Annotated in this window: 6 protein-coding genes and 1 pseudogene; 1 reads left to right on the top strand and 6 read right to left on the bottom strand. The window is 58.0% G+C overall.

The annotated features are described in order from the left end of the window. Positions 1-9: 9 nt before the first annotated feature. Together ACA049_RS10610 and ACA049_RS10605 are read right to left on the bottom strand one after the other, a co-directional pair. Positions 10-462, bottom strand: a pseudogene (locus ACA049_RS10610) (ESPR-type extended signal peptide-containing protein); the annotation flags it as partial. A 320-nt stretch (positions 463-782) separates the two neighbouring features. After that, positions 783-1,676 (bottom strand): EAL domain-containing protein, encoded by an 894-nt coding sequence (locus ACA049_RS10605; protein ID WP_497335225.1) that lies wholly within the window; start codon positions 1,674-1,676, stop codon positions 783-785. Positions 1,677-2,227: 551 nt separating this feature from the next. On the opposite strand from ACA049_RS10605, the gene ACA049_RS10600 reads away from it, so the two are divergent. Further along, entirely contained in the window at positions 2,228-2,539 is a 312-nt protein-coding gene (locus ACA049_RS10600; protein ID WP_497335223.1) for a hypothetical protein, read from the top strand. Between the two features lie 18 nt (positions 2,540-2,557). Here ACA049_RS10600 and ACA049_RS10595 read toward each other — a convergent pair whose 3' ends face one another. The 4 genes from ACA049_RS10595 to ACA049_RS10580 form a co-directional block, all read right to left on the bottom strand. After that, positions 2,558-6,208, bottom strand: a complete 3,651-nt coding sequence (locus tag ACA049_RS10595; RefSeq protein WP_497335221.1) for a transporter substrate-binding domain-containing protein — start codon at positions 6,206-6,208, stop codon at positions 2,558-2,560. Between the two features lie 199 nt (positions 6,209-6,407). Beyond that, on the bottom strand, positions 6,408-10,055 hold the full coding sequence (locus ACA049_RS10590; RefSeq protein ID WP_497335219.1) for a transporter substrate-binding domain-containing protein: 3,648 nt from the start codon (positions 10,053-10,055) through the stop codon (positions 6,408-6,410). After that, positions 10,056-10,682 carry a response regulator gene (locus ACA049_RS10585; protein WP_497335217.1) on the bottom strand — a complete coding sequence of 209 codons (627 nt, stop codon included), beginning with the start codon at positions 10,680-10,682 and terminating at the stop codon, positions 10,056-10,058. Positions 10,683-10,902: 220 nt separating this feature from the next. After that, positions 10,903-12,015 carry an EAL domain-containing response regulator gene (locus tag ACA049_RS10580; RefSeq protein ID WP_497335215.1) on the bottom strand — a complete coding sequence of 371 codons (1,113 nt, stop codon included), beginning with the start codon at positions 12,013-12,015 and terminating at the stop codon, positions 10,903-10,905. Positions 12,016-12,133 lie beyond the last annotated feature (118 nt).

The following is a 12,133-nucleotide window of genomic DNA, read 5'->3' as shown; positions in this document are numbered from 1 at the left end:
ACCACCGCCCAAAGCAACTGCGTTTAACCCGGCAGCGGTAGTATATGCACCTAACGCCGTTGCATTTACACCGGAAGCGATAGCATTTCTGCCTACAGCGGTGGCACTTATGGCTGTAGCGTTCGAATATTCACCGAGTGCCGTTGCGGCTTCCTTGGTCGCGCCGGCACCATAACCTAAGGCAGTCGTATAATTATCGGTCGCATATGATGCATCTCCAATTGCCGTGGAGTTAGTTCCTGATGCGTTAGCACCGCTACCTAACGGGACCGCCGCCAATGCCATAGGGCTCAGTGTCCCCAACGGAAAAGCGACTAGCACAAACACTGTTGTCCTGCGAATTTTCGAGCTGCATTTACGCTGAGGAGCGGGCCCACTCTTGGTCTTCTTGCTGGCAAGTTCCGAAGCAACCACCCAGCAACACATTGACGTGTTCCAGACAACAGAAAATATTTTATTCATCAATGTATTGGCGTCGAGCCAACCTCCGAAACTGCGTCATCCATGGCGTGATGACGTCCGCTTTTAATTCAATCCTTGATATATAAACCCCCGCCTTTAAAACGACGCACGATCCTGAAAACGACAAGAATCAGCACTTCGCCTTATTTAAAAACAGGGCCCACCCAGGAACTACGAGACTCTATTGTCTCGACTTGCCCAGCGAATTAAGTTAGGAAATTTCCTGCTACCTGTAGGAAATTTCCTGCTAAATCGATATCAAGCAACCTCACAAAAGCTGACGAGGCGAAAACTTTACAAATCGCTCAATAACTTACGAATCAACTAAAGGCAACCATTGACTGAAGTTCCAGCCAATTCAATAAATCCGCCGCCATCATTGGTCGCGCACACAAATAGCCCTGCCCTTGAGTGCACCCAAGTTGCAGCAATACCTGACGTTCTTCTTCAGTTTCGATCCCTTCGATCACCACCGTCATGCCCAACGCCTGGCCCAGCGCCAGGGTGCTGCTGATAACGGCGCGGCAACGCGGCTCTTGCTTGAGCCCGCGAACGAATTCAGCGTCGAGTTTGATTTCGTTGAACGGCAACTGACACAAGCGCTGCAGCGATGAAAACCCGGCGCCGAAATCATCGATCGACAGATCACAGCCCATCATCCGCAGGCGCACCAGGTTTTCCAGGCTGGTCGACGGCGCTTCGATCAGCCCCGTTTCGGTCAATTCGAATGTCAGCCCTGAACCGGGCAATTCATGGACACAGAGCATCGTCTTGATCCGACCCGCGAGTTCGGCATTGACCAGTTGCGCAGCCTGCAGATTGAAGGCGATGTTCAGCGAGATTCCCTGATTAAGTGCCTGGCGCTGGAGCCGCAACCCTTGATCCAGTTGAAAGAACAGCAAGTCATCCATCCATCCGCACTGCTCGATCACCGGCAGGAACACCGACGGCGGCAATACCCCCTTGAACGGATGGTGCCAACGGGCCAGGGCTTCGACACTGCACACTTCACCGGTCAGCAAGTTGAATTTGGGCTGAAAGTAAGTCTGCAACTGCTGGTCGCTGAATGCGCGGCGCACCTCCTCTTCTGTGGCCAGCACAGCCACTGGCGGCACGGCCGGCGCGTCTAAAGGTGAGCCCAGCATGCTGACCGCCATCGAGCGATGGAAGGCGTTGTCGCCAAATACCGGAACGCGAAACGGGAGCATGGGCATGGGAGCGGCTCACTCTAAAAGGGATGAGCCAATTGTCCGCGCCAGACCTGTGGGTATCTCTAGGAAACTTCCTTCTGAGTGTAGGAAATTTCCCAAGGTGATGATTTGGAGTATTCCGACAGAGCGCTGGAGGATTGTTTGTTCCTTGCGAAATTTCCTACAGACAGGTCACGACTTCCATCACTAATGTTTAACGCAAGTTCAATTCGGGTATCGGCCCACTTCCCCAAGACAGAGTCCGACGTGATGAAAGAGCGAAAACAACTGCGGATCTTACTCAGGCGACACGAAGAAAACCTCAAGTTATTAACCGCGCACAGCGAATCGTGGCGAGGTGAAGATCGCGACAGAGGCGCCGCCACCCTGCAGAACCTGACACTGCAAATGGAAAGATTGTTGCAACAACTTAACAAACGACAGGGTTGCAAACTTGCGGAGTAACCCCGCGCATGATTTACGCAAGTATTCACTTCTATAGAAACGTTTAAACCATGAATACCCCAGCACTTTCCCCAGAAGAAGCCTCAAACGAAACCCCCTTGGAGTCTGCCGTGAGTGACGAATCCAAACTTCACCCACGTGAAATCCTTGCTGCAGAACTGGAACATTACAAAGCGCAGTTCTTTGCAACCGGAAAGACCATCCAGAACGTTCCGGCCGGCCACAGCGGGGTTCATTCAGTGCGGCATGCCTCTGGCCATCACAAGACGCAGCAAGTCGTGCGCACAAAACTCGCACGCGCCCTGCGCGAGCACGCTGACGCCGGGCGCACGCTCAAGGAATCTGCCAGAGCCATGAGGATGAAAATCGATAAAGCGCGACAGATCGCCAGAGAAGACGGGATCGTTTTCAACGTCGAATAGCCAATGCCGGGCGTGGACCTACATCGCCGGATCACCGATGCGCTGCTCCAGCGCTTGCGCCAACCGCTCCATCGCCTGCTGCAACGCATCCACGGCCTCCGTCAGCACAGTGGAATCCGCCCCCATGCAGGCGGCTTCCAACCGTTCGCAGCACTGGATCAAACGGCTCGCCTTGATGATTCGGGCGCCGCCCTTGACCCGATGGGCCAGATCGGAAAGGCCCGGCAAGTCATGCTCGCCGAACAACTTGATCAGCCGCAACATGTCCTCTTCGTTACTGGTGCCCAGATCGCCCAGCAAGTTCTGGATCGCGGCGCCATCGCCACGGGTCAGTTGCTGCAAGCTGGCCAGGTCGATGTCGTCTTCCATCGCATACACCTTCCCGCCCACCGCCACTGACTCGGCGCCAGGTTGAACCGAGGCGAGCCGGGCACTCAGGTCCCCGAGACTGATCGGCTTGAACAGGCAATCGTTCATGCCTTCTGCCAGGCAGCGGTCCTTTTCATCCGGCTGGGCATTGGCCGTGAACCCCAGGATCAGGCAAGGCTCGGCCCCCGAAGACCGTTCTTCATCACGAATCGCCCGGGTCAGCTCATAACCGTTCATGACCGGCATGTTGCAGTCGGTGATGACCACATCGAAGTGGCCGTTGCGCCAGGCGCGCAGGCCGTGGGCACCGTCCTCGGCATCGCTGACGTCGTGGCCGAGGAAAGACAGTTGCTGGGAGAGCAGCAAACGGTTGGCCGGGTAATCGTCGATCACCAGGATGTTGAGCACCCCGGCCTGGGACGCCAGTTCGGACGCCGGCAACTCGGCAGCGGGCATGGGTTTCAACACCACCAGGTCAAGGCAGATATCAACCTGCGTGCCCTTGCCCGGCACGCTGGTCAGGTGCAATTGCCCTTGCATCATTTCACACAGGGTCCGGCTGATGACCAGGCCCAGCCCCGAACCGCCCCGCGCCGACTGGTGATGATTGCTGGCCTGGCCGAAAGGGCTGAACAACTGCTCCTGATCCTTGGCGGAAATGCCGATGCCGGTGTCCTTGACTTGCACATGCAGCGCCAAGCGCTCGCCGCCCGCGCCGGGCACGGCCTGCACGCTCAAACGCACCTCGCCTTCATCGGTGAACTTGATCGCGTTGCTCAGCAGGTTGGAAAGAATCTGCTTGAAGCGCAGCGGATCGATCAGGACATCGCAACCGGCCTTGAGGTCGAAATTCAGCAACAACCGCAAACCCTTCTGCCGCGCCACGCCTTCGAACATCCGCACCACCGATTCCACCAGCTCACGCAGATTGGCCCGTGCCGGGGCCAGGGAAAGGCGGCCGGATTCAATGCGGGCAATGTCGAGAATGTCGCCGATCAGGTCCAGCAGCCCCCGTGCCGCGCCTGCGGCGACTTCGATGGCGAACCGGTCCATGACGCCCTGGTCGGCCCTCTTCATCGCCAGTTCGAGCATGCCGATCACGGCATTCATCGGGGTGCGGATTTCATGGCTCATGGTGGCCAGGAAGGTGGTTTTCGCCCGGTTGGCGTCATCGGCACTTTTCTTGGCGCTCTGCAATTCATCGAGCAATCGCTGACGGTCGCTGATATCGATCCAGCCGGCGATGATGCCGGCGACCACGCCGTCACTGGTGTGGTACGGCAACATCCAGTGATACACCGTGTGGACCACGCCATCTTTATGGGTGTAGGTACGGTCCTGAATCCATCGCGTCCCCTCCTCCATCACCCTCACGTACTCGGCCTGAAAGGTCTGGGCATCGGACGGTCCGATCAGGATGCTGTCGGTAATCTGCTGGCCCATCACCGTCTCGCGCGGGACGCCCAGCACGTCCAGGTAAGCCGAGTTGCAACTCACCAGGCGCCCCAGACGGTCACGGACGTAAATCGGGTGGGGCGTGCCGTCAATCAGGACGCGCATGAACTCCATCTGATCGTTGAGCGCCAGCTCGGCCTTTTCCCGTTTGGACATCAACTGGCGCAAATAAATGATCCAGCCCACGGCCACCATCAGCAGCAGCGCGAACAGGACAAACCCCTGAATGATCGCTGAGCGATGGTGCAGCCAGCTGCCGTTATCGATGACCACGTCGTGGTGCCAGCGGCCCGTCAATTCATCCAGTTCTTCCGGGGGAATGCTTCGCAGGGCCTTGTCCAGGATCGCATACAGCTCCAGCGCCCCACGGTCGGTCGCGAAACCGGTCTGGACCAGCTGCGAACCGACGATGCCGGCCACGCGCAGACGGTCGCGGTATTCGCGCAAGATCAAGTAACGCCCGTTGATCAGCGAATTGATGGCGCCGTCCGCCTCCCCTTCGGCCACCAACGCCATGGCTTCGGCCGCCGTCGTTGTCTTGATCAGTTGAATGCCGGGGAATGTCTGATTGATGAAATCAAGCAGCGCATTGCCGCGCCGGATGGCCAGTTTTTTGCCGACCATGGACTCCAGTGTTGCGGGCTTGCCTGACTCGTCTGGAGTGATCAGGACAAATGGATTGGTCAAATAAGGGCGGGTGAACCGCAACTCGCTTTCGCGTTCGGCACTGGGAATGAACGACGCGATCAGGTCGGCTTCACCACTTGTGATTTTCTCGATCAACGGAGTCATCGAATCGCCACGCAGCACATCGAATTTCAAACCGGTGCGCTGGCTGATTTTGGCCAGGACCTCGGCACTGATCCCCCGAAACTCCCCCTGCTCATCGAAGAAAGAAACGGGAGCGAGGCTATCGTTGACGGCCACGGTCAGGCGCGGATGCTTTTTCAGCCAACGTTGTTCGGCTGCACTGAGTTGGAGTGGATGTAGGCCGGTCATGCTCATGTCGCCCGCGCTCCAGCGGCGCAGAATCGTCATGCGCTCCGTGGTGGGGATCGCCGCCAGCGCGGCATTGACGATGGTCAGCAACCGACTGCTGCTCTGGTTGACGGCGAAGGCGAAATGCGTGGTGAACACGCCCGGCAACGTGGCCAGGCGCACGTCATTGAGGAAGTGTTTGCTGACCAGATAGTGGGAACTGATGAGATCCCCCAGGAAGCCGTCCGCCTGACCAAACGCCACGGCCCCGATAGCGCGCTGGACCGACGGGTAAAGCTGCAGCTCAGCCTTGGGATAGGCGGCACTGACGCTGTCTGTCGGCTGATAGTGATCCAGCAGGGCCAGGCGACTGCCGGCCAGGTCGGGCGTCAACACCGGGTCGACGCCACTGCGGGTGACCAGCACCGACGGGGCGTCTACATAGTCACTGGTCAGCGCCAACGCGGGATCTTGCGCATCGCAACCATTGGCAGTGCCAACCAGGTCCAGCTCACCGCGCTTGAGTGCCTGGATCACTTCGGCGCGAGAGTCGTAACGACGCACCTCGATCTTGACGTGCAGCAGGTTGCCCAGCAGCTCGGCGTAGTCCGCGGTGATCCCCTCGTAATCCAAACCATTAGTGACGATGTCGAAGGGGGGATAGCCCGGCGCGGACACGCCCAGACGCAATGAGCTCTTGCTGCGCAGCCAACGCCAGTCGGCGTCATCCAGAGGGACGGCATAACGCTCGCCATTCGAACGGCCGAAGAGATTCAGGGACTGCACTTGGGCCTGTACGGTCGAAACACTTCCCAACTGGCCGAGTAAAAGCACCGCAAGCAGATAGTTACGCAGGAGAATTTTCATTCAGATCAGACTATTCGCTTGGCGAAGTCGGCAAGACCGAATTCACGTTGGTTTTGTGGTTTTCAGATACTGACCGTTGCCCGGATGAACGATGCCGAGGGTCCGGACTTGCGCTGAGTATCTCTGGAAATTTCCTTTATGAATGTAGGAAATTTCCCAAGGACAGGCGCACGTTCCTTGGCTGCGCGAGCGCCGGGATCTAAAGGGCCGGATCGACCAGGCGCTGCTCCAGGGTTTGCGCCAACCGCTCCATCGCTTGCAGCAACGCATCCACCGCCTCGGTCAATAAGGCAGAGTCCGCCCCCAGACAGGCGTCCTCCAATTGCTCGCAGCACTGGATCAAACCGTTTGCCTTGACGATGCGTGCGCCGCCCTTGACCCGATGGGCCAGGCTGGAAAGCCCCGACAGGTCATGGGCACTGAACAGTTTGATCAGCCGCAACATGTCCTCTTCGTTACTGGCGGCCAGATCGCCCAGCAAACGGTCGATGGCGTTGTGATCGCCATGGGTCAATTGCTCCAGGCTACTGAGGTCGAGGTCGCCTTCAATCGCGTACACCTTGCCGCCCACCGGCCGTGACTCGGTGCCGGGCTGGATCGAGGCGAGTCGGGCACTCAGGTCGCCGAGACTGATCGGCTTGAACAGGCAATCGTCCATCCCCTCTGCCAGGCAGCGGTCTTTTTCATCCGCCTGGGCATTGGCGGTAAACCCCAGGATCAGGCAAGGCTTGGCGCCCGAAGCCTGTTCCTCATCACGTATGGCTCGCGTCAGCTCATAGCCGTTCATGACGGGCATGTTGCAGTCGGTAATCACCACATCGAAGTGGCCGTTGCGCCAGGCACGCAGGCCAAGAGCACCGTCTTCGGCGTCGCTGACGCCGTGGCCGAGGTAGCTCAATTGCTGGGAGAGCAACAAGCGGTTGGCCGGGTAGTCGTCGATCACCAGGATGTTGAGCATCCCCGCCTGAGACACCGGTTCGGCTGTCGGCAACTCGGCAGCGGGCAAGGGCTCCAGGATGAGCAAGTTGAGGTGAATATCAACCTGCGTGCCTTTGCCCAGCACGGTGGTCAGGTGCAACTGCCCGTGCATCATTTCACACAGGGTACGGCTGATGACCAGGCCCAGCCCCGAACTTCCCCGCGCCGACTGGTGGTGATTGCTGGCCTGACCGAAAAGGCTAAACAGCTGCTCTTGATCCTTGGCGGAAATACCGATGCCGGTATCCTTGACTTGCACATGAATCGCCAGCCGCTCGCCGCACACGTTGGGCGCAGCCCTCACGCTCAAACGCACCTCGCCTTCGTCGGTGAACTTGATCGCATTGCTCAACAGGTTGGAAAGAATCTGTTTGAAGCGCAGCGGATCGATCAGGACATCGCAACAAGCCTTGAGGTCGAAATCCAGCAACAGCCGCAGCCCTTTTTGCCGGGCCGCCCCTTCGAACATCCGCACCACCGATTCCACCAGCTCACGCAGGTTGGCCCGTTCCGGGGACAGCGACAGGCGGCCGGATTCGATGCGGGCGATATCGAGAATGTCGCCGATCAGCTCCAGCAGCCCCCGTGCGGCACCAGAGGCGACTTCGATGGCGAACCGGTCCATGACGCCTTGATCAGCCTTCATCATCGCCAGTTCGAGCATGCCGATCACTGCATTCAACGGCGTGCGGATTTCATGGCTCATGGTGGCCAGGAAGGTGGTTTTCGCCCGGTTGGCGTCATCGGCACTTTTCTTGGCATTCTGCAATTGATCGAACAGCAGCTGGCGTTCGCTGATGTCGATCCAGCCGGCAATGATGCCGGTGACCACGCCATCGCTGGTGCGATAGGGCAGCATCCAGTGATACACCGTGTGTACCGAGCCGTCTTTGCGGGTGATGGCGCGATCCTGGATCCATCGCGTCCCCTCCTCCATCACCTGCATGTATTCGTCATGATAGACCTGAGCGTCGGCATGACTGAGCAGTACGCTGTCGGTAATCTGCTTGCCCATTACCGTCTCGCGCGGGACGCCCACCACGTCCAGGTAAGCAGTATTGCAACTGATCAGGCGCCCCTGACGATCACGGACATAAATCGGGTGGGGCGTGCCGTCGATCAAGACGCGCATGAACTCCATCTGATCGTTGAGCGCCAACTCGGCCTTTTCGTGTTTGGCCATCAACTGGCGCAAGTAAATGATCCAGCCCACGGCCACCAGCAACAACAGCGCGAACAGGACAAAACCCTGGATGACCACGGTGCGATTTTGCCGCCAGCTGCTATTGTCGATCACCACGTCGTGGTGCCACCGGCCCGTCAATTCATCCAGTTCTTCCGGGGGAATGCTTTGCAGGGCTTTGTCCAGGATCGAATACAGCTCCAGCGCCCCGCGATCGGTGGCGAAGCCGATTTGCGCCGACAACACGCCGACGATACTGGCCATGCGCAAGCGGTCGCGGTAGTCGCGCATGATCAAGTAACGCCCGTTGATCAGCGCATTGATGGCACCGTCCGCCTCCCCCTTGGCCACCAACGCCATCGCATCGGCTGAAGCCGGTGTCTGTATCAACTCAATGCCCGGATAATTCTGGCGGATGAAATCATGCAGCGCATTGCCACGCCGCAGTGCCAGTTTTTTGCCGGCCATGTCCTCCAGTCTTTCGGGGCTGCCCGACTCGTTCCGAGTGACCAGCACAAACGGGTTGGTCAAATAAGGGCGGGTGAAACGCAGCTCGCTGGCTCGCTCGGTACTGGGATTGAATGCCGCGATCAGATCGGCGTTGCCCTTTTTGATCAGCTTGATCATGTTGTCCGTCGAGCTGCTGCGCAGCACATTGAATTTCAAACCGGTACGCTGGCTGACCTTCGCCAGGACCTCGGCACTGATACCCCGTAACTCACCCTGCTCATCAAAAAACGACAGGGGCGCGTAGCTATCGTTGACGGCCACCGTCAGACGCGGATGTTTTTCCAGCCAGCGTTGTTCAGCCGCACTGAACTGAAGTGGATTAAGACCGGTAATGCTCATGTCACCGGCGCTCCAACGGCGCAGGATTGTCATGCGATCCGTGATGGGGATCACCGCCAGGGCGGTATTGACGATGTGCAGCAATCGACGGTTGTTCGGGTGTATGGCGAAGGAAAACTGCGTCGCATACACGCCTGGCAACGTCGTCAGTCGAACGTCGTTCAGGTAGTGTTTATTCACCAGATAGTGAGTGCTGATGAGATCGCCCACGTAGGCATCCGCCTGACCAAAGGCCACCGCACCAATTGCGCTCTGGGCCGAGGGGTGAAGCTGCAATTGCGCCTTGGGATAGGCCGCACTGATGGCGTCCGTTGGCTGAAAGCGGTCAAGCATGGCCAGGCGACTGTCAGCCAGGTCTGGCTTCAACACCTGGCTGCCACTGCGGGTCACAAGCGCCGACGGGGCCTGCGCGTAGGGACTGGACAGCGCCAACACCGGATCTGTCGCATCGAAGCTGTTGGCAGTGCCCACCAGGTCCAGCTCGCCGAGTTTGAGTGCCTGGATCACTTCGGCGCGAGAGTCGTAACGACGTACCTCGATGCTGGTGTGCAACAGGGTGGCCAGCCGCTCGGCGTAATCCGCCGTGATCCCCTCGTAATCCTGGCCATTGGTGATGATGTCGAAGGGCGCATAGTCCGGCGCGGACACGCCCAGGCGCAGTGAGTTCTTGTTGCGCAACCAGCGCCAGTCCGACTCGTCCAGCACGACGGTGTAGTTCTCGCCACTCGAACGGCCGAAGAGGTTCAGGGATTGCGCCTCGGCCTGGGCTGAAGCAATACCTCCCGACTGACCGAGTAGAAGTACGGCAAGCAGATAGTCAAGCAGAAGAGTTTTCATTTAGACCAGATTATTGCGCTTGGCAAAGTCGGCCAGATACACCACCGATTTAACGTTGAGCTTTTCGATCAGGCGGGTTTTATAGGTACTGACGGTCTTGTTGCTTAACAACATGGCATCGCCGATTTCCTTGTTGCTCAGGCCGCGGGCAAGTTGCTGCAAAATAATCAGTTCACGATCGGACAGTTCGCGGATCATCTCCATCTCGGTGCAATCGACATCAGATCGACGTACGGAATGGCCTGCCAGATTGGGAAAGAAGGTATAACCGGCCATGAGCGCCTTGATCGCTTTGCTCAATTCGCTCAAATCGTCGGTCTTCGAGATATATCCGGCGGCGCCCGCCTTCATGCAGCGCATGGCATAGAAAGACGCTGGCTGGGCGGTCAATATCAAGATCCGACTCGACAGTTTCAGTGCGCGGATCCGGCTGATGACTTCCAGTCCGTCCAGGCCTGGCATGGCGATATCCAGCAGAATAAGTGCCGGTTCATGTTGACGAGCCATTTGCACTGCATCGACGCCATTGTCGGCCTCGACGATGAGTTCAAATTGATCACGCTCAAGCAACACTTTTACAGCAGCCCGAATGAACGGATGATCGTCTACCACCAACGCCTTATGCATATAAACCTCTCTACAAGACGAACCGGAAAATACCGGCGACTCAAAGGGTCATGCATACAAGGAGTATGGTACAGATCACCCGCAAGTGCGGCCCTCATCACTGTGTGATATAGCCTCCCTATTGAAAGAGTCCGGATAATGCAATTGTCGTTTCCAAGTGGATAATTGCGGGTTTTACAATCACGGGCCTGAACCGCTGGGCATTCAAGCAAGACATCGATCAGATAATGGCCGAGAACCTGCCGCTGACCGTTTGCTGGAGGTCTAGCCACTGCAACAGGTCCGCTCCCGGCATCGGCCGGGCGCACCAATAGCCTTGCCCTTGCGTACACCCGAGTTCCAGCAGCACTCGTCGTTGTTCTTCGGTTTCGATGCCTTCGGCGACAACGGCCATGCCCAACGCATCGCCCAGCGCCAGGGTGCTGCTGATCACGGCGCGGCAACGCGGTTCGTGCATCACGCCACGAACGAAACCGGCATCGAGTTTGATTTCGTTGAAGGGCAGCTGGCATAGCCGTTGCAATGAGGAAAACCCCGCGCCAAAGTCATCGATCGACAGGCCGCACCCCATCATCCGCAGGCACGTCAGTCTTTCCAGGCTGGCGGGCGGTACTTCGAGCAGTCCCGTTTCCGTCAGTTCGAACGTCAGCCCTGAACCGGGCACATCATGAATATCCAGAACCATGCGGATCCTGGGGATGAGGTGGGCATTGGCGAGTTGCGAGACCTGCAGATTGAAGGCGACATTCAGCGAAACGCCCTGTTCAAGTGCCTGGCGTTGCAGGTTCAGGCCTTGTTCCAGTTGCATGAACAGCAGTTCATCAAGCAAACCACACTGCTCGATGACCGGAATGAACACCGAGGGCGGCAGGACGCCTTTGAAAGGATGATGCCAGCGCGCCAGGGTTTCGATGCTGCAAACCTCTCCCGTCAGCAGGTCGAACTTGGGTTGGAACCACGTCTGCAATTGCCGCTGGGTAAAGGCCTGACGCACATCTTCTTCATGGATCAACGCTGTCACAGGAGGCGAGACGGGTATCTCGAAACATTCGCTGTTCTTTTTTTCCAGCAATGCCTGCAATGGACGCATCGGTGAATATTCATTGAAGTCCCCCAGCAGGACCATTCCCAATGGCGAAACAATCTGCCTCACCGCCCGAAGCACGTCTGCCGGCAGTGGACTGCAGATGATGATCGCCCCCATCAGGCCCGATCGACCGACGCTCTGCAGCAGCTCCAGGTTATTCACCCCCTCGAAACGCAGGTCGCACAGCGTGATATCCACCGGTCCCACCCGTTCGATTATCGCCAGGGCCTGTACCCAGTCAGCCACTTCGAAGATCTCCTGGCAATCTGGCTGCGACCGCATTTTGCCCGAGATCAATCGCTGAAAGTGGGGGGCACCAAGAACGAGGATACGTAACGGACGCATGGGCATTGGCAAGGGCTCA

The organism is Pseudomonas sp. LBUM1662, assembly GCF_059695915.1.
Note: the sequence above shows the minus strand (reverse complement) of the source record. Positions and strands in the feature narration are given on the sequence as shown.